This window comes from Pseudodonghicola sp., assembly GCF_048268305.1.
GTDB lineage: Bacteria > Pseudomonadota > Alphaproteobacteria > Rhodobacterales > Rhodobacteraceae > Pseudodonghicola.
This window is the reverse complement of record NZ_JBLWVT010000010.1, coordinates 1-18,428: the sequence shown is the minus strand read 5'-3', so window position 1 is coordinate 18,428 and position 18,428 is coordinate 1. Positions and strand designations below refer to the sequence as shown.

Here is an 18,428-nt window from a genome sequence, read left to right as displayed (position 1 = left end):
CGTCAGTCCAGCGTGCGGCGGAAGCGTAGCAACGCGACCAGCGCAAAGACCAGCACGAAGACGGCCATGGCCAAGAGCGGCGCGCGCACGTCGGCAAGACCGGCGCCCTTCAGCATGACGGCCCGCACCAGCCGCAGGAAATGGGTCAACGGCAGGATCTCTCCCACCGTCTGGGCCCAGCCGGGCATGCCGCGATAGGGGAACATGAAACCCGACAGCAGCATCGAGGGCAGGAAGAAGAAGAAGGTCAGCTGCATCGCCTGCATCTGGGTACGCGCGAAGGTCGAGATGGTATAGCCCAGCAGCACCAGCGCCAGCACGAAGACCAGCACCCCCCACAGCAGCAGCGGCAGCGATCCGACGAAGGGCACCGCGAACAGCTCCTTGGCCGCCACCAGGATCACCAGCACCTGCACCGCGCCGACCCCGAAGAAGGGCAGCACCTTGCCCAGCATGATCTCCAGGGGCGTCGCCGGCATCGCCAGCAGGTTCTCCATCGTGCCGCGCTCCATCTCTCGCGTCAGCGCGATCGAGGTCATCATCACCATGGTCATCTGCAGGATCACCCCCAGCAGGCCGGGGACGATATTATACTGGGTGATGCCCTCGGGGTTGTAGCGACGGTGCACGATCACCTGCAGCTGACCGCGCTGGGCGGCCTCGGCCTGCGCCTCGGCGTGGCGTTCGTGCAGCAGCGCCTGCGCCGCCACCGTGCTGAGGGTCGAGACCGCGCCGGAGGCGACCGAGGGGTCGGTGGCGTCGGCCTCGATCAGGATGCGCGGTTCGTCTTCGCGCTCGACCCGGGCGCCGAAGTCGGACGGGATGGTGACGATGAAGGACACCGCGCCGCGGGCCATCAGCGCATCAGCTTCGGGGGCGGTCACGTTGGGATGGGTGAAGTGGTAATAGCCCGTCATCTCGAGCGCTGTGACGATGGCGCGGGTATAGCGGTCCTGGCCGGGGGCGACCAGCGCGGCGGGCAGGTGCTTGGGATCGGTGTTGATGGCGAAACCGAACATCACCAGCAGCATCACCGGGATCCCCAGCATCATCGCGAAGGTGATCCGGTCGCGCTTCATCTGGATCGTCTCCTTGCGCAGGAGCGACAGCAGGCGGGACAGCGAGAACCGCAAGATCATGCGCGCGTCCCCTCGGCGGGGACGGAATTGTCCTGGCCGATGAAACGGATGAAGGCATCCTCAAGGCTGGTCTCGGCCGGGGCTGCATGGCATCCGCCGGCGGTGGCGGCAGCGCGCACCGCCTGTTCCAGCTTGTCCCGGTCGCGGCCGACCACATGCAGCTTGAGCCCGAAGGCCGCGACCTGATCGACAGCGGGGTCTTGCCGCAGCATCCGTTCCGCCAGGCCGATATCGCCGCCGCCGATCGCCCAGGTGGTCAGCCCGGATTTCGCGATCACCTCTTCCACCGTGCCGGAGACCACCAGATTGCCATAGGAGATATAGTTGATCCGATGGCAGCGCTCGGCCTCGTCCATGTAGTGGGTCGAGACCAGCACTGTCAGACCTTCGGCGGCGAGCCGGTGGATCTCCTCCCAGAATTCGCGCCGGGCCTTGGGGTCGACCCCGGCGGTGGGCTCGTCCAGCAACAGCAGGCGGGGCCGGTGCATCACGCAGGCGGCCAGTGCCAGCCGCTGCTTCCAGCCCCCCGAGAGCATGCCGGCCAACTGCTGCCGCCGCGCCGTCAACCCCAGCGAGGCCAGCGTGTCGCGGACATGATCCCTGATCGGCTTCAGCTCATAAAGACCGGCGACGAACTGCAGGTTCTCTTCGATCGTCAGATCCTCGTAGAGCGAAAACCGCTGGGTCATATAGCCGATCTCGCGCTTGATGCGGGCGGCGTCCTTCAGGTCGTGGCCCAGCACGGTCCCGGTGCCTTCCTCCGGCGTCAGCAGGCCGCAGATCACCCGCATGGTGGTGGTCTTGCCTGATCCGTTGGGGCCGAGGAAGCCGGCGATCTCGCCAGTCTCGACCCGCATGGTGACATGGTTCACCGCCACCCGGTCGCCGAAGCGCTTGACGATGTCATGGACGTCGATCGCCGGCTCTGTCACGGCTTGGGCTCCAGCGCGACGTCGACGATCTGGCCGGGCTGGATCGACGGCGTGCCGGTCTCTGGCCGGGCCTCGACCAGATAGACCAGCTTCTGCCGGTTCTCGAGCGAGTAGATCACCGGCGGGGTGAATTCGGGCGAATCCGAGACATAGGAGACCCGCGCCACCATGCCGGGCTCGCAGCCATCGCAATTGACCGACAGGCGGCTGCCCACGTGGATCGAGGAGATATCGGATTCCGGCACATAGACGCGCAGCAGCACACCGCCGTCCGGCAGGAAGGACAGCACCGGGGCCGAGGGGCCGGCGATCTCGCCCTTGCGGCGGAGGATTTCGGTGACCTCGCCGGTCGCAGGCGCGGTGAGCCTGCGTTTGTCGAGCTGCCAGGCGGCGGCCTCGCGGGCGGCGCGGGCCTCGGTCACCGCGGCCTCGGCGGCGGCGATGACATCGGGGCGTGACGGCAGATGCGCCACCGCCAGGCTCGCTTCTGCCTCGGACACCTTGGCACGGGCGACATCCAGCGCGGTCTCGGCCTCATCCGCCTGGGACTTTGGCGCGGTGTTGCGCAGATAGAGGTTCTTCTGCCGCTCCGCCTCGCGCGCCGCCTCGACGGCCTGGGCGCGGGCCGAGGCCAATTCGGCCTCGATCACCCGGATTTCCTCGTCCCGCTTGGGCAGTTTCAGATCGGCAAGCTTGCTTTCCGCCTGCGCCAGCGTCGCCTCGGCCTGGGCCAGGGCAATCGCCGCGTCGCGCTTCTCCATCTCGACCAGCAGCTCGCCGGCGGCGATCCGGTCGCCGCGTTTGACCGGCAAGGCCTCGATCTGCGCCGTGGCGACGGGGGCGATCAGAAGATATTCGCCCTCGACATAGCCGGTGGCGAAAGGCGCCGGGGCGGCACAGGCGCCGAACAGGGTGGCAACCAGCGGCACAGAGCAGAGCAGGCCTGACATGTCGCGCCCCTTCCATAGCGTGCTATTTTGTTTCGACCATGCGACGTTTCCGCTCAAAATGCCAGCCCCTCACGAAAGCTTAATAATCTTTGAGAGAAATCAGGGTGTAACCCCATGGTCAGATGGGGTGTTATCGGCAATAGTCGCAGGGAGCGAGACGACGCGCCGGCCCCGGATCGGGCTGGGGGCGCGAGACGATCGAAGGGAAAAGGGCTTTGGCACGACGAATGACGCTTTTGCCGGTGACCTCCTTGGCGGATTTCGGGGGCGATTCGCCTCCGGCTTGCGAACAGGTTGGAGACGCGTGATGACCGAGGCGGCGAAGATGGTTCCCGAGGCCTCCGTACCTGACCCTGCCGCCCCCGCGACCGCACCCGCGCGCGGGCCGCTTGCGAGGGGGCGGATCATCAAGATTTCCGGCGCGGTGGTCGATGTCCGCTTTCCGAAAGGCGCGCTGCCCGAGATCAACACCGCGCTGAATATCCTCTGGGATGGCGATTATACCCTCACGCTGGAGGTGCAGCAGCACGTTGACGTGGAAACCGTGCGCTGCGTGGCGATTCAGGAAACCGCCGGTCTCGCCTGCGGCACCGAGGCCGAGAACACCGGCATGCCGATCCAGGTGCCGGTCGGCAATACGGTGATGGGGCGGCTGTTGAACGTGGTGGGCGAACCGATCGACCGGCTGGGCGATCTGCCGCCCGACACGCCACGCCGCCCGATCCACCGCGCCGCGCCGAAGCTGACCGACCAGACCGCGGGGAGCGAGCTGTTCCTCTCCGGCATCAAGGTGATCGACCTGCTGGCGCCATTGTCGCGCGGTGGCAAGGCGGCGATGTTCGGCGGTGCCGGCGTCGGCAAGACCGTCCTGATCATGGAGCTGATCCGCTCGGTGGCCGACCGCTACAAGGGCATCTCGGTCTTCGCCGGTGTCGGCGAGCGGTCGCGCGAGGGGCATGAGCTTTGGCAGGATCTTAAGCATTCCGGGGTGATCGACCGCACCATCCTGGTCTTTGGCCAGATGAACGAACCGCCCGGGGCCCGTTGGCGGGTGGCGCTGAGCGCGCTCAGCGTCGCCGAGCATTTCCGCGACGAGATGGGGCAGGACGTGCTGTTCCTGATCGACAACGTCTTCCGCTTTGTCCAGGCGGGGTCCGAGGTGTCAGGGCTGCTGGGCCGCTTGCCGTCGCGCGTGGGCTATCAGCCGACACTGGCGACCGAGATCGCCGAGCTGCAGGAGCGGATCGCCTCGGTCCGGTCTGCCGCCGTCACCTCGATCCAGGCGGTCTATGTGCCGGCCGACGATTTCACCGATCCGGCGGTGGCCGCCACCTTCACCCATCTCGACAGCGCCATCGTGCTGAGCCGCGACATGGCGAGCGAGGGGCTCTATCCGGCGGTCGATCCGCTGGCCTCCAGCTCGACCCTGCTGGATCCGGCGATCGTCGGTCAGCGCCACTATGATACCGCCGAAGAGGTGCGCCGGCTGATCGAGCAATATCGCGAACTGCAGGAAATCATCTCGCTCCTCGGCGTCGAGGAGCTGAGCGCCAATGACCGTCAGGCGGTGAGCCGGGCGCGGCGGCTGATCCGCTTCCTGACCCAACCCTTCGGGGTGACGGCGCAATTCACCGGCCGCGCGGGCGCTTCGGTCACGTTGGAAGACACCCTGGCCAGCTGCGAGGCGATCCTGAACGGCGCGGCCGACGATTGGGCCGAGGATTCGCTCTATATGATCGGGACGATCGGCGACGCCCGCGCCAAGGAAGAGGCCGCCAAGGCTGCGGCGGCGCCATCGGCGCAGGCGACCGAACCGGATGCGGCCCCTGCCAAAACCGGGGGGGGCGCGTGAAACTGGTCGTGAGCACCCCCACTTCGGTCGTGGTGACGGTCGAGGATGTGGCCCGCATCCGGGCCGAGGATGCCACCGGCGCCTTCGGCATCCTGCCGGGGCATGCCGATTTCGTCACGGTGCTGCCGGCCTCGGTCGTCAGCTGGCATGACAGCGCCGGGGCCGAGGGCTTCGTGGTGGTGCGCGGCGGCGTGCTGACGGTGCGCGATGGCAAGCTGACCGAGATCGCCGCGCGCGGCGCGACCAGCGACCACGATCTCGCCACTCTGGGCGAGGTGGCGCTGCAGCAGCTCGAGCAATCCGAGGAGACCGAGGACGAGACCTGGACCGCCGACACCCGGCTGCATCTGGCCGCGATCCGGCAGATCGAACGGGTGTTGCAGGCGCAGCGCGGCATCGACACGCCGCTGCCGCGGCTCGACATCGGCACCCGTGGCGGGGCAGGGGAGGCGGCGCAATGACCAGCTCGCGGCCCGACAAGACCGACAACAAGCGCTCTGATCAGACTTCGGAGCAGGGCGCCGATCCCCGGCGCGAGGATCACCAGGATGTCACCCGGGCGGTGGAGCTGCGGCAGGAGCGCCGCGCCCGCTGGGCGCGCGAGGGCGAACGGCCGATCTGGAAGAACATGTCGATGTTCGGCGCGCTGGGCTGGCTGATCGTGATCCCCACCCTGATCGGGGTATTCGCCGGGCGCTGGCTTGACGACAAGCTGGGCAGCGGCATCACCATCACCGGGGCGCTGACCTTTCTGGGCGCCTGCCTGGGCTTTTATCTGGCTTGGAAGAGGATGAATCAGGAATGACCCTGGCTGACCTGCCGCAGATCGTGATCTGGCTTGCCGCTGGGGGCGCGCTGGGGCTGTTCTATTTCTGGCTGCTGGGGCGCAGCGTTGCGGCCTTCGGGCAGACGGAAGGACGGCGGCGCGCGGTTCTGTTCATCGTGCTGCGCCTGGCGGTGGCGGTGGCGGTGCTGACGGCGGCCGCGCTGCAGGGCACCGGGCCGCTGCTGCTGGCGCTGGCGGGCTTCGTCATCGTCCGCACCGCGGCGATCTGGCGGGTGAAGGGGGCCGAGTGATGGAAACAAGCCCGCTTTCGATCGAGGTTCTGTTCCACATCGGCCCGATCCCGATCGCCCGGCAGGTGGTGACCACCTGGGCGATCATGGCGGCGATGGTGATTTTCCTGCGTATCGCCTTGCGCAAGCCTGCGCGCGATGCCGGGCCGGTTCAGGCGGCGCTGGAAATCGTGGTGATGGCCATCGTCAGCCAGTTGCGCGAGGTGCTCGACCGCGATCCCTGGCGCTATGTGCCGCTCTTGGGCTCGCTCTTCCTGTTTCTGGGGATCGCCAATCTCTCGGCGATCCTGCCGGGGGTGAAATCGCCGACCAGCCATATCGAGACCCCGGCGGCCTTGGGTCTGATCGTCTTCTTCTCGGTGCATTATTACGGGATCAGCGTGCGCGGCATCGGCCCCTATCTGCGCCACTACGTGCAGCCGACGCCGTTTCTGCTGCCGCTGAACCTGTTGTCCGAGATCACGCGGATCTTCTCGCTGATGGTCCGCCTGTTCGGCAACATGATGAGCCATGAGTTCATCATCGCCATTCTGCTGCTGCTCGCCGGCCTGCTGTTGCCGATCCCCTTCCTGCTGCTCGGGGTGCTGATCGGACTGATCCAGGCTTACATTTTCACCATTCTGGCAAGCGTCTATATCGCCGCCGCGGTCGGGGCCGCGGAGGCATGAGCGAGGCGTGAGAGAGGGAACGACATGGATCATATCGTAGAAGTCGTAAGTGTTCTGGGGGCGGCGCTGGCCGTGGGGATCGGTGCCATCGGCCCGGCGCTGGGCGAAGGCCGGGCGGTGGCCGCGGCGATGGATGCCATCGCGCGCCAGCCCGAGGCCTCGGGCACGGTGTCGCGGACGCTTTTCGTCGGGCTCGCGATGATCGAGACCATGGCGATCTACTGTCTGGTGATCGCGCTTCTGCTGCTTTACGCCAACCCTTTCGTGCACTGACGCAATGCATATCGATTGGTGGACACTCGCGTTTCAGGTGATCAACTTCCTGGTCGTCGTCTGGCTGCTCAGCCGCTTGCTGTTCCGCCCGATCCGCCGTGTCATCGAGGAGCGGGAAGAGGCCGACCGCAAGGCGGCCGAGGCGGCCCAGGCCAAGGAGGACGCCGCCAAGGCGATCCAGGCCGATTACGAGGCGCGGATCGCGACCATCGCTGACAAGCAGCGCCAGGAAGAGGCCGATCTGCACAAGCAGATGTCGGCCGAACGGGATGCGCTGCTGAAGGCGGCGCATGAGGAGGCGGAAACGCTGCTGACCCGCACCCGCACCGAGATCGAGGTCGAGCGGGCGCAGACGGTGGATGATCTGCGCGCCGAGATCGGAGGATTGGCTGCAGGGCTGGTGCAGAAGGCCCTGGGCGCCCCGGATATCGTGGCGCCAGAGGCGGCCCTGGCGCAGGCGCAGGCGCATCTGAAGGCGCTTGCGGGCGCTGACCTGCATGATCTGACGTCCGATCTGGCGGCCGAGGGCGCGGCGATCACCGTCGCCAGCGCCGGCGATCTGCCAGAGGGCCTGCGCCAGCAATGGCGGGAGGTCTTGCAGCAGCGCTTCGGCGCCGAGGTCGGCATCGGTTTTGCGACCGATCCGGCGCTGATCGCCGGGGCCGAGCTGCGCTTTCCTCATGCGGTGCTCAGTTTTTCGGTCGCGGCGCGGCTGCAACAGGCGGTCAAGGATTTGAAAGGGTAGAGCCCATGGCAACGATGAAGGACGCGGCGCAGGACTGGCTGAACGCGGCCCGGACCCGTGTCGACGCGGCCGACGTGACCCCTGATCTTGAGCGGACCGGCCGGGTCGAGGTGGTGGGCGACGGGGTCGCCACCATCTCGGGCCTGCCGCATACCCGGCTCGATGAACTCGTTCGCTTCGCGGATGGCACCATGGGGGTGGCGTTGAGCGTCAGCGAGACCACCCATGGTTGCGTGCTGCTGTCGCAGGGAACGGGCATTTCCGCCGGCAGCACAGTGACCGGCACCGGCACTGTCGCCCGCGTTCCGGTGGGCGAGGCACTGTTGGGGCGGGTGGTCTCGGGGATCGGCGCGCCGATGGATGGTGGACCCGAGATCAAGGCCGAACGCTTCGATCCGATCGAACGGCCGGCACCCGGCATCGTCGACCGCGATCTGGTGACCGAGCCGCTGCTGACCGGCATCACCGTGATCGACGCGATGATCCCGCTCGGGCGCGGCCAGCGGCAGCTCATTGTCGGCGACCGCAAGACCGGCAAGACCACGGTGGCGATCGACACCATCATCAACCAGAGCAAGGGCGATGTGGTCTGCGTCTATGCCGCCATCGGGCAGAAGGCCTCGACCGTCAACCGGGTGATCGAGGCGGTGCGCGATCATGGCAATATCGACCGCTGCGTCTTTGTCGTCGGCACCGCTGACGCGGCGCCCGGCGCCCAGTGGATCACCCCCTATGCCGCCTGCACCATCGCGGAATATTTCCGCGACAAGGGGCAACACGCGCTGCTGATCCTCGACGATCTCAGCAAGCACGCTGAGGTTTACCGGCAACTGTCGCTGCTGCTGCACAAGCCGCCGGGGCGCGAGGCCTATCCGGGCGATGTCTTCTATCTGCACGCGCGGCTGTTGGAACGCGCCGCCAAGCTGTCGAAGGAGAACGGTGGCGGATCGCTGACCGCGCTGCCGGTGGCCGAGACCCTGGCGGGCAACCTGACCGCCTATATCCCGACCAACCTGATCTCGATCACCGACGGGCAGATCTATCTGGAACCGAAGCTGTTCTATGAGGGGCAGAAGCCGGCGGTCAACGTCGGGATGAGCGTGTCGCGGGTGGGCGGCGCCACCCAGGCCAAGGCGATCAAGTCCCTGGCGGATTCGCTCAAGCTCGACTACGCGCAGTTCCTGGAACTTGAGGTCTTCACCCGTTTCGGCGCCATGGTGGATGCGCGCACCCAGAAGAAGATCGACCACGGCCGCCGGCTGCGGGCGATCCTGGGGCAGAACGAATATGCGCCGCTGCCGCTGTCGTTGCAGGTGACCCTGCTGCTGGCGGTGTCCGAGGGCAAGCTGGATGCGGTGTCGCTTGGCGACATGCCGAAGCTGCGCGCCCTCATCGCCGAGCGGTTGCCGAAGGAGCGGCCACGCGCCGCCGCCTCGATCGACGACAGCGGCGCCTTGTCCGATGATGCCCGCAAGGCGCTGAACGAGCTGATCGACCTCTGCCTGGCCGATCTGACGCCGGCGGCAGGCGCGGCGGCAAAACCGGCGGAGGGGGAGGGCGCCTGAGTGGAGGAGCTGTCCCGCATCCAGGCCAGGCTGGAAAGCCTCGGCGATCTGGGCGAGCTGGTCGGCGCCCTGCGGTCGATGGCGGCCTCGCGTTCGCGCGAGGCGACCGAGGCCTTCGCCGGCACCCGCGCCTATTGCAATACCGTCGAACGGGCCATTGCCGAGATCGCGCCGCTGGTGCCCGATCCGGGCGATTTCGGCACCGGTGTGGCGCGGGTCCTGCTGGTCATCACCTCGGAAAACGGGTTCGTCGGCGGCTTCAACACCCGGCTGGTCGAGCGCATGTTGACCGAGCGGCGCGCCGGCGAGACGCTGATCATCGTCGGCCGGCGGGGCCGGGTGACGGCGATGGAACATGCGGTCACCCCCGATCTCGGATTTTCCATGTGCACCCATGTGGCGGGGGTGACCGGCCTCGCCCGCCGGATCGCGGCGCGGCTCTCCAAAGTGGCCGCCGTTCGCATCCTCTTTGCCGAACCGCGTATCGGCGCCGCCTTCGAGGTGGGCGTGGAGGAGGTGCTGCCGCTCAAGGATACCGGCGCGGAACGCTCCGCGGCGCCGCCCCTGTTTCAACTGCCGCCGGCGGAATTGATGCAAAGCCTGGCGGGGGAATATCTCTTTGCCAAGATCGCCCATGCGCTGATGGAAAGTCTGGCGAGCGAGAACAGCGCCCGGCTGTCGGCGATGGATGCCGCGTCGCGCAATATCGACCACAAGCTTGAAACCCTGCACCGCGACGAACGCGCCGCCCGGCAGGAGAAGACCACCAACGACATGATCGAGGTCGTCACCGGTGCCGAGGCGGTGACCGGCGCCTTCTAGCGGCGTGGGCGGTCAGCCGGTGACCATCTCTTCCGGCCGGAATTGCGTGGCAACGTTGAAGAACAGATCGACCAGCGGATTGCTTTCGTCCGAGAGGGCGAAGACCACCTCGTCGACGGTTGAGCGGAACTCGGGCACCATCAACCGCCGCACCACGTCCGACCGATAGGTGCCATAGCGCCACATGAAGCCCACGCCGATCCCCACCGCGACGGCCTCGTAAACCGCGTCGCGGGTGTCGGCGATCAACCGCGGTTCGGGGCTGAGCCCGGCATGGCGGAACCCCCGGTCGACCAGTTTCTGCGTTGACGATCCGGGCGAGCGGAACACCAGCGGGCTTGCCGCCAGCTCCGCCAGCGTCACCGTCTCGCGCCTTGCCATCGGATTGTCGGGAGAGGTGATGGCGACCACCTCCTGGGTCAGTACCGGGGCGCGGCGAAACCGCGGGTCGGGCGGCAGGTCGGGCAGCACGGCGACATCGACCTCGCGCCGGGAGACGGCGGCCATGATGTCCTGATGCGAGCCGCTGTCGACGGTGACCGTCAGGGTCGGATGTTGCGCCAGCACCCGGCCGACGATGGCGATCCCGGGCATGGAGTTGCCCAGGCCCACCCGCAGCCGGTGCTTGCCCGAGGGGCCGCGTCGCGCCAGCACCCGCGCCGCGTCACGTTCGGCGGCCTGGATGCGGTTACCTATGTCGCAAAGCTCAAGACAGGCGGGCGTCGGGCGCAACATCCCGCGCACCCGGTCGAACAGGTGAACCTCATGCGCGCGCTCCAGATCGCGGATCTGCTGGGCGACGGCGGAATGCGACACCCCGATTCGCCGGGCTGCGGCAGAGAAGGAGCCTTCCTCGGCCACGGCAGTGAGGGCGCGCAAACGCGAAAGGGTGAGGCCCGAGGGCAGGTCTGAAAGGAATGCTGTCATGGCCTGAAGCTTTAGCTGTCAGACGTAACGGTGCGGTTACAGAAGGCGCCGATACCGCCCCTGTTGCTGCCCGCGACCGAACCGGGGCGGCCACAGCTTGACACCATGACACCGAAAGACCGGGGGCAGGGGCTGCCCCCGCAGCAAGAGGATATTGCATGCGACCGCCGATCCGCCTGAGCGAATTTCTGAACGGCCCCGGGCCCGAGAGGGCCGCCGTTCTGGCGGATCTGGACGGCTGCCTGATCTCGGGCGGCACCGTGCTGCCGGATGTGCCGGCGCTGTTCGACCGCTGCGGCGACCGGCTGTGGATCGTGTCGAACAATTCCACCGATACCGCGGAAACCCTGTCGCTGCGGCTGGGGGCGATGGGGCTGGCGATGCCGCCGGCGCGCATCCTGCTGGCCGGCGAGATGACGCTGCGCCGGCTGCAGCCGGCGGTGCGGGTGGCGCTGTTCGCGGCGGCGCCGTTGCAGCGGCTGGCCTGCACCCTGGGGTTGCGTCCGGATCACGAGGCACCCGATCTGGTGGTGCTGGCCCGCGACATCGGGCTACGCTTCGATGATCTGGCGCGGATCATCGCGCTCGCCCATCGCGGGGTGCCAGTGCGGCTGGCCAATCCCGATACTTTCCATCCCGGCGCCGATGGCACGCCGCAGCCGGAAACCGGCGCGATCTGGGCCGCCGTCGCCGCCGCCCTGCCGCATCTGGCCGCCCCCAGCCTGGGCAAGCCCGCCCCCGACCTGCTGGAGGAGGCGCTGGCCCGCGCCGACGTCGCGGCACATCAGGCGATTTTCATCGGCGACACGCCCGAGACCGACGGCGCCGCTGCCCGGGCGGCGGGGGTCGAATTCGTCCTGCTCACCCGTCCCGACCGGGACACCTCCGCCCCGCGGAAGAGAGAGGCAAGCCTATGCTGAGCTATACCCTGCGCACGCTGACCCGGATGGCGCTGACCTTCTTCGTCATCATCACCATCGTCTTCTTCGCCACCCGGTTGTCGGGCAATGCTGTCGATTTCGTGGTGGGCGAGGGGATCACCAGCGAGGATCGCGCGCTGCTGATCAAATATTATGAACTGGATCAGCCGCTGTTCACCCAATACTTCGCCTTTCTGAAGTCCTTCACCGACGGGCAGTTCGGCCTGTCCTTCATCGAACGCCGGCCGGTCAGCCAGATCGTGGTCGAACGGCTCTGGCCCTCGGCGCAACTGCTGCTCTCGGCGATGGGGCTGACGCTCCTGGTGTCGCTGCCGCTCGGCATCGCCGCCGCGCTCTGGCGCAAGAGCTGGATCGGCAGCGCGGTGATGGTGCTGGCCTTCCTGGGCTATGCGGTGCCGAACTTCGTGATGGCCATCGTCATGGTGCTGGTCTTCTCCTACTGGCTGAACTGGTTGCCGGTGGTGGGCAATGGCACGCCCTGGCATTTCATCATGCCGACCATCGCCATGGCCGGCGTGCTGATCGCGGCGCTGACGCGGTTCACCCGCAACGCCATGCTCGATGTGCTGGGACAGGATTTCATGCGCACCGCCCGCGCCAAGGGGCTGCCGGAATCCCGGGTGATCCTGAAGCACGGGCTGCGCAACGCCGGCATCACCATCCTGTCGGTGATCGGGTTGCAGGTCGCCGGCCTCGCCGCCGCGGGGTCGGTGGTGATCGAGTCGATCTTCGCCTGGCCGGGGATCGGCGATCTGCTGGTCAGCTCGGCGCTGCGCCGTGATTACCCGGTGCTGCAGTTCGGTGTCGTCACCGTCGCGCTTGCCGTCATCGTCATCAATGCAGCCGTGGACCTGGCCTATGCCTGGGCCGACCCGCGGCTGCGCCACAGCGTCACCGCCTGAGGTTCGCCATGACCGATATCCCCGTTTCCCGCGTCACCCCGTCACCCTTTGCCGCTGCTCTCGGCCTTTGGCGCAGTGCTGATCCGATCCAGAAGGTGGCCATCCTCGTCGGCCTGACACTGGTGATCCTGGCGCTTTTCGCGCCGCTCATCGCGCCCTTCGACCCGGATTCGCAAAGCCTGATCTCGCGGCTGCGCCCGCCCTTGGGGTTCGCACGGGCCAAGGCGGGTTATCTGCTCGGCACCGACGAGCTTGGCCGCGACGTGCTGTCGCGCAGCCTCTACGGTCTGCGCCTGACCCTGATGCTGGCAAGCCTGGGCGCCACGCTGGGGCTGATCCTGGGCGGCGCGCTGGGGGTGATCGCCGGGATCGCCGGCGGCCGCACCGAAGCCGCGATCATGGCCGCCGTCGATACCCAGATCGCGCTGCCCTTCACGCTGATCGCGCTGTTCCTGCTGGCGATCCTCGGCAGCTCGATCGAGGTCATCGTGCTGGTTCTGGGTCTTTACGGCTGGGAGCAATACGCTCGCATCGTCCGCGGCGAGGTCAAGCGGATGATGACCATGCCCTTTATCGAGGCCGCCCGCGCCGCCGGTGCCGGCCCGTTCAGGATCGCCCGGCACCATCTGCTGCCCAATATCGTCTCGCCCATCGTGGTGCAGTTCACCCTGTCGCTGTCGAACATCGTCCTGCTGGAAAGCACGCTGTCCTTCCTGGGGCTGGGCGTGCAGCCGCCGACGGCGACACTGGGCTCGATGGTGGGGATCGGCCGCGACTTCATGCCGACCGCCCCTTGGATCGTGATCGCCCCCGCCGCGATGATCCTGCTGATCACCTTCGCCGTCCAGATCCTCGGCGACTGGCTGCGCGACGGCGCCGATGTGCGGCTGCGCGCGCGGTGACCCCCCGGAATTCAACCCTCAGAAGGCCGCCAAAGGCCCGTTCCCCCTCCTTCAGCACCACGGAGACACCCATGCTGAGACTGCTGCTTTCCACCGCCCTGGCCGCCGGCCTTGCCACCGGTCTGGCTGCGCAAGAGCTGACCGTCGGCGCCGCCAATGTGTCGAGCTATCTCGACCCAGGCCGCGATCATTCCAACGTCGGGTCGCAATTCTACTACAACATCTTCGACACGCTGATCGACAAGAACCACGACAGGCTCGACGCCGAATGGCAGCCGGCGCTGGCCACCGAATGGCATCTGGTGGAACCGACCGTGATGGAGCTGAAGCTGCGCGAAGGCGTTCTGTTCCAGAACGGCGAACCGATGACGGCTGACGATGTCGTCTTTTCGCTGAACCGGATGTATCAGGCGACCTTCCCGCCCTATGTGGTGCGCTCGCGCGACCGGCTGGACAACTTCGAGAAGGCCGAGAAGGTCGATGACCTGACCGTGCGGATCACCGTCAAGCGCGAGGAGCCGCTGTGGGAGACGCTGCTGAACCTGCAGCAGGTCATGATCATCCCCGAGGATTACACCAAAGGGCTGACCGGCGATCCCAAGGTCGCCGAGGATGACGATTTCGAGGCCTTCTCGCTCGCCCCGATCGGCACCGGCCCCTATCGCGTCACCGAATTCGTGCCGGGCGAACGGCTGGTCTGGGAGCGGTTCGACGGCTTCTGGGGCGACAAGGCGCCGCTCGCCAAGGTGACGGTCCAGCAGATCCCCGAGACCGCCTCGCGCGTGACGGCACTGAAGACCGGAGAGGCCGATATCATCACCAATATCGCGCCTGATCAGCTTGGTCTGATCGAAAACGACCCCAAGCTGACCGCGGTGGGCAGCGCCACGCCGCTGTTCCACGTCATGATCATGAACGTGAACCATCCCAAGCTGAAGGACCCGCGCATCCGTCAGGCGATGAGCCTGGCGATCGACCGCGACATGCTGAACGAGGCGCTGTGGTTCGGCAAGGCGGTGGTGCCGGATTCTCATACCTACAAGGAGTTCGGCGATCTCTACATGCCCGAGCTGAAGACCTTCGAATACAACCCCGAGAAGGCCAAGGCGCTGCTGAAGGAAGCCGGCTATGACGGTTTCGAGATCACCTATGACACCCACCCGACCTATTACACCAACGGGATGCTGGCGGCGCAGGCGATCACCGAGATGTGGAAAGAGGTCGGCATCAACGGCAAGGTGAACATCGTCGAGAAATGGTCCGGCGGCTCGCCCGAGATGATGGCGCGCAACTGGTCGAATCCGATGTATTTCGCCGACCCCTTCGGCTCCTTCGGGGTGATGTGGGCGCCGCATGGCCCGTCCGAGGGCGAGGGCCGGTTCAACACCGACGAGGCCTATGCCAAGGTTTGGGAACGCTTCCGCTATTCCAAGGACGTCGAGGCCCGCAAGGCCGCCTATGCCGAGCTGCAGGAGCGTATCAAGCAGGACCCGCCTTTCCTGGTGCTCTATCGCCCCTATGAAAGCTGGGCGATGAACAAATCCGTCACCTGGGCGCCGAAGCCGGGGCATATCCCCTATGTGCTCGACTTCCGCGCCGGCGCGATCTCGCTCGCCTCGAACTGATCTGACCGGGGTTCGTCGCCGGGATGCGATGGACCCCTCCCTCCCATATACGAAAGACCTTCCGACATGACCCTCCGTCTTGCCATCGTTGCCGATATCCATCACGGCGCGCCTTCCTCGACCAAACGCGGCGATGCCGCCATGGGGCTGATGGAGGAATTCGCCCGCTATGTCCGCGACGCCGATGTCACGCATGTGCTGGACCTCGGCGACCGGATTTCCGACGTCGATCACGACACCGACCTGCGGCTCGAGGCCGAGGTGGCCGAAGCCTTCCGCGCCGTCGGCACGCCGATCTGGCACTTGAACGGCAATCACGACCGCGATCACCTGAGCGTGGCGCAGAACGAGGAAATCCTCGGTCAGTCGCTGGGGCATGAGACCCATGACGTCGGTGGCTGGCGCATCGTGCTCTGGCGTGCCGACAGCCGGATTTACCGCAGCTCCGATCATTCGGGTTTCATCCTGCGCGAGGCGGACCTTTTGTGGCTGTCGCGCACCGTGCAGGCCGCCGACCGGCCGCTGCTGATCGTCAGCCACGTGCCGCTGTCGGGTCATTCGCAGACTGGGAACTATTACTTCCAGAACAACCCCGGGCTTTCGACCTATCCGATGGCCGAGCGTGCCCGTGCCGCGCTGGCCCAGGCGCGGGTGCCGGTGGTCTGCCTCTCCGGCCATGTGCATTGGAACACCGTCACCACGGTGGATGGCATCCCGCATCTGACCCAGCAGTCGCTGACCGAAAGCTTCACCACCGAAGGCACCCCCGCCGGCGCCATGGGGGTGATCGAGCTGGGCGAGACGGTGCGCTGGACGGTCGACGGGCTCGACCCCTTCCGCGCCGAGCTGACCCCGGGTCTGCGCCGCTGGACGCCGCCCTTGCCCGAGTTCCGCGCCCATCCCGAACTGCGTGCCCGTCACGCCGCGCCGGAGAGCTGAGCCATGGCCCGTTCCCCCCTTCTGTCCGTCGAGGGGCTGAGCCTGGCCTTCGGCAGCTTCAGCGCGGTGCGCGATCTCTCCTTCGACATCGCAAGGGGGGAGACGGTGGCGCTGGTGGGTGAATCCGGCTCGGGCAAATCCGCCACCGCCCTGGCGATCCTCAGGCTGATCGAACGCGAGGGCGGCCGGATCGCCGGCGGATCGGTACGGCTGCATGGCACGCCGAGCCTCGATCTGGCGGCGCTGAGCGACCGGCAGATGCAGGCGGTGCGCGGCAACCGGGTGTCGATGATCTTTCAGGAGCCGATGACGGCACTGAACCCGGTGATGCCGCTGGGCGAACAGGTGGCCGAGGTGCTGCGCCTGCACCAGGGGCTGAGCCGGGAACAGGCCCGCATCGCCGCCTGCGCCGCCTTCGACCGGGTGAAGATCCCCGATCCCGAACGCCGGCTGGATCAGTTCCCGCATGAACTCTCGGGCGGGCTGCGCCAGCGGGTGATGATCGCCATGGCGCTGGCCTGCCGCCCCGATGTGCTGATCGCCGACGAGCCGACCACCGCGCTCGACGTCACCACCCAGGCCGAGATCCTCGCCCTGATCCGCGACCTGCAGCAGGAGATCGGCATGGCCGTTCTGTTCATCACCCATGACATGGGGGTGGTGGCGCAGATCGCCGATCGGGTGGTGGTGCTCTGCCGTGGCGACAAGGTCGAGGAAGGCCCGGTCGCCGATGTCTTCCTGCGCCCGGTGGCGCCCTATACCCAGGGATTGATGGCGGCGACGCCCAAGCTCGGCTCCGGCGCGCCAAAGCCGCCGATGACGGTGGGCGATCCGGTGCTGGAGGTCGAAAACCTCTCGGTCCGCTTTCCGGTCAAGCGCGGGCTGGGGCGGCAGGGGCACCTGGATTACCACGCGGTCAATGGCGTCTCCCTTGCCTTGGGGCGGGGGGAGACACTGGGGCTGGTGGGCGAATCCGGCTGCGGCAAGTCCACGCTCGCCCGCGCGGTGCTGCGGCTGATCGAACCCGCTGGCGGGCGGGTCAGCCTGCAGGGGCGCGAGATCACCCGGTTGGAGGCCGCCGAGTTGCGACCGCTCAGAGCCGAGGCTCAGATGGTGTTCCAGGATCCCTTCGCCAGCCTCAATCCGCGCATGCCGGTGCGCGAGCTGATCACCGAACCGGCCGATATCCAGTCGCCGCTGCGCAAGGCAGATCGCCAGGCGCTGGCGGAGGAGCTGTTGCGCAAGGTCGGGCTGGAGCCCGAGGCGGCAGAGCGCTTCCCGCATCAGTTCTCCGGCGGTCAGCGGCAAAGGCTCTGCATCGCGCGGGCATTGTCGGTGCGGCCGGCGCTGATCGTGGCGGATGAGGCGGTCTCGGCGCTCGATGTTTCGGTGGCGCGGCAGGTGACCGATCTGATGGCGCGGCTGCAGGTGGAGGAGGGAGTGTCTTTCCTCTTCATCTCGCACGACATCGCGGTGGTGGAGCGGGTGAGCCATAGGGTGGCGGTGATGTGGGCCGGCCAGATCGTCGAGACCGGCCCGACCGAGGCGGTGCTGCACGACCCGCGCCACCCCTATACCCGACGGCTGCTGGCGGCGGTGCCGGTGCCGGACCCGTCGCGGCGCGGGGGACACCGGGGGGGAGGGGAGAGCCTTGCGCGGCCCTCGCTCCTGCTGCCGGCAGGGCAGGCGCCCGAGCGCGCCGAGATGGTCGAGGTCGGGCTGGGGCATTTCGTGGCGCGCAGTGACGCCCTGCGGGAGATTCTGGATCGGGCGGGATTTTCTACTGCTGAGGGGGCGGACCGGCCGCTCCACGAGTCGCGACCGCTGCTGGTGGAGGACCTCTGAGGAAAAAATCGCCCGAGTCAGCGCTTCGATCGGAGTATTTTGCCGGGGAGGAGGCGGTGACTCGGGGGGATCTGCGCCGATTCACCGGGCCGGCGGGCGGGGGAGGGGGCCAAAGGGCGAGGCTGGCGCCGGGCGTCCTCTGAGGAGAGCCGCAAGGAATGCCATAAAAATAGGGGTTTTTCGCGGTTCTGTGAAAAAAAACGCAAAAACTTCAAAAATCCACTTGCGGGTATTTGGTGTTATACGTAAAAGCCCCTTCACCGGCGGCGCTGAGGCGCTACGGGGCGCCACGGAGGCGGACGGAACGGAAGGTAGCGGAGCTGC

The 18,428-nt window shown here is 67.2% G+C and carries 19 protein-coding genes; 15 read left to right on the top strand and 4 right to left on the bottom strand.

All coding sequences use genetic code 11. The features are described from left to right. Positions 1-2 precede the first annotated feature (2 nt). Genes ACN0V4_RS18195 through ACN0V4_RS18185 form a run of 3 tightly spaced genes read right to left on the bottom strand, consistent with a single transcriptional unit; the run spans position 3 to position 3,021 of the window. The gene (locus ACN0V4_RS18195; RefSeq protein ID WP_417678736.1) at positions 3-1,139 is read right to left on the bottom strand and encodes an ABC transporter permease; all 1,137 of its coding nucleotides are present in this window, start codon (positions 1,137-1,139) and stop codon (positions 3-5) included. Further along, positions 1,136-2,071 carry an ABC transporter ATP-binding protein gene (locus ACN0V4_RS18190; RefSeq protein ID WP_417678734.1) on the bottom strand — a complete coding sequence of 312 codons (936 nt, stop codon included), beginning with the start codon at positions 2,069-2,071 and terminating at the stop codon, positions 1,136-1,138. Before ACN0V4_RS18190 ends, ACN0V4_RS18195 begins: the two co-directional genes overlap by 4 nt. After that, positions 2,068-3,021 (bottom strand): HlyD family secretion protein, encoded by a 954-nt coding sequence (locus ACN0V4_RS18185; protein WP_417678732.1) that lies wholly within the window; start codon positions 3,019-3,021, stop codon positions 2,068-2,070. The genes ACN0V4_RS18190 and ACN0V4_RS18185 overlap by 4 nt, the downstream gene beginning before the upstream one ends. Before the next feature lie 307 nt (positions 3,022-3,328). Between ACN0V4_RS18185 and atpD the strand changes: the two genes are divergently transcribed. From atpD to ACN0V4_RS18140, 9 genes are read left to right on the top strand one after another with little or no spacing between them, the layout of a single operon-like run. Then, positions 3,329-4,873, top strand: a complete 1,545-nt coding sequence (gene atpD, locus ACN0V4_RS18180) for a F0F1 ATP synthase subunit beta (protein ID WP_417678730.1) — start codon at positions 3,329-3,331, stop codon at positions 4,871-4,873. Further along, positions 4,870-5,334, top strand: a complete 465-nt coding sequence (locus ACN0V4_RS18175; protein ID WP_417678728.1) for a F0F1 ATP synthase subunit epsilon — start codon at positions 4,870-4,872, stop codon at positions 5,332-5,334. Before atpD ends, ACN0V4_RS18175 begins: the two co-directional genes overlap by 4 nt. Beyond that, positions 5,331-5,678 carry an AtpZ/AtpI family protein gene (locus ACN0V4_RS18170; RefSeq protein WP_417678726.1) on the top strand — a complete coding sequence of 116 codons (348 nt, stop codon included), beginning with the start codon at positions 5,331-5,333 and terminating at the stop codon, positions 5,676-5,678. Before ACN0V4_RS18175 ends, ACN0V4_RS18170 begins: the two co-directional genes overlap by 4 nt. Continuing rightward, entirely contained in the window at positions 5,675-5,950 is a 276-nt protein-coding gene (locus ACN0V4_RS18165; protein ID WP_417678724.1) for an ATP synthase subunit I, read from the top strand. Before ACN0V4_RS18170 ends, ACN0V4_RS18165 begins: the two co-directional genes overlap by 4 nt. Beyond that, positions 5,950-6,618 (top strand): F0F1 ATP synthase subunit A, encoded by a 669-nt coding sequence (atpB, locus tag ACN0V4_RS18160; RefSeq protein ID WP_417678722.1) that lies wholly within the window; start codon positions 5,950-5,952, stop codon positions 6,616-6,618. The genes ACN0V4_RS18165 and atpB overlap by 1 nt, the downstream gene beginning before the upstream one ends. A 24-nt stretch (positions 6,619-6,642) precedes the next feature. Continuing rightward, positions 6,643-6,891 (top strand): F0F1 ATP synthase subunit C, encoded by a 249-nt coding sequence (locus ACN0V4_RS18155; RefSeq protein ID WP_417678720.1) that lies wholly within the window; start codon positions 6,643-6,645, stop codon positions 6,889-6,891. 4 nt (positions 6,892-6,895) lie between these two features. Further along, positions 6,896-7,636, top strand: coding sequence for a F0F1 ATP synthase subunit delta (locus tag ACN0V4_RS18150; protein ID WP_417678718.1), 741 nt, complete (start codon positions 6,896-6,898; stop codon positions 7,634-7,636). 5 nt (positions 7,637-7,641) lie between these two features. Next, positions 7,642-9,201: a F0F1 ATP synthase subunit alpha gene (locus ACN0V4_RS18145; RefSeq protein ID WP_417678716.1), complete on the top strand. Its 1,560-nt coding sequence runs from the start codon at positions 7,642-7,644 to the stop codon at positions 9,199-9,201. After that, the gene (locus ACN0V4_RS18140; protein ID WP_417678714.1) at positions 9,202-10,023 is read left to right on the top strand and encodes a F0F1 ATP synthase subunit gamma; all 822 of its coding nucleotides are present in this window, start codon (positions 9,202-9,204) and stop codon (positions 10,021-10,023) included. It abuts the gene before it with no gap. A 12-nt stretch (positions 10,024-10,035) separates the two neighbouring features. Here the strand turns inward: ACN0V4_RS18140 and ACN0V4_RS18135 are convergent, their stop codons facing one another. Further along, complete coding sequence (locus ACN0V4_RS18135) at positions 10,036-10,950, bottom strand: LysR family transcriptional regulator (RefSeq protein WP_417678712.1); 915 nt, start codon at positions 10,948-10,950, stop codon at positions 10,036-10,038. A 158-nt stretch (positions 10,951-11,108) separates the two neighbouring features. Here ACN0V4_RS18135 and ACN0V4_RS18130 point away from each other — a divergent pair, with 158 nt between their 5' ends. The 6 genes from ACN0V4_RS18130 (at position 11,109) to ACN0V4_RS18105 (ending at position 18,104) form a co-directional block, all read left to right on the top strand. Next, on the top strand, positions 11,109-11,870 hold the full coding sequence (locus ACN0V4_RS18130) for an HAD hydrolase-like protein (protein ID WP_417678710.1): 762 nt from the start codon (positions 11,109-11,111) through the stop codon (positions 11,868-11,870). After that, entirely contained in the window at positions 11,864-12,793 is a 930-nt protein-coding gene (locus ACN0V4_RS18125) for an ABC transporter permease (protein WP_417678708.1), read from the top strand. The genes ACN0V4_RS18130 and ACN0V4_RS18125 overlap by 7 nt, the downstream gene beginning before the upstream one ends. An 8-nt stretch (positions 12,794-12,801) precedes the next feature. Continuing rightward, complete coding sequence (locus tag ACN0V4_RS18120) at positions 12,802-13,695, top strand: ABC transporter permease (protein WP_417678706.1); 894 nt, start codon at positions 12,802-12,804, stop codon at positions 13,693-13,695. 71 nt (positions 13,696-13,766) lie between these two features. Beyond that, positions 13,767-15,320 carry an ABC transporter substrate-binding protein gene (locus tag ACN0V4_RS18115; RefSeq protein ID WP_417678704.1) on the top strand — a complete coding sequence of 518 codons (1,554 nt, stop codon included), beginning with the start codon at positions 13,767-13,769 and terminating at the stop codon, positions 15,318-15,320. A gap of 66 nt (positions 15,321-15,386) precedes the next feature. Then, positions 15,387-16,259: a metallophosphoesterase family protein gene (locus tag ACN0V4_RS18110; protein ID WP_417678702.1), complete on the top strand. Its 873-nt coding sequence runs from the start codon at positions 15,387-15,389 to the stop codon at positions 16,257-16,259. A 3-nt stretch (positions 16,260-16,262) separates the two neighbouring features. Continuing rightward, a complete protein-coding gene (locus tag ACN0V4_RS18105) occupies positions 16,263-18,104 on the top strand; it encodes a dipeptide ABC transporter ATP-binding protein (protein ID WP_417678700.1) in 1,842 nt (613 codons plus the stop codon). The last annotated feature ends 324 nt before the right edge of the window (positions 18,105-18,428 follow it).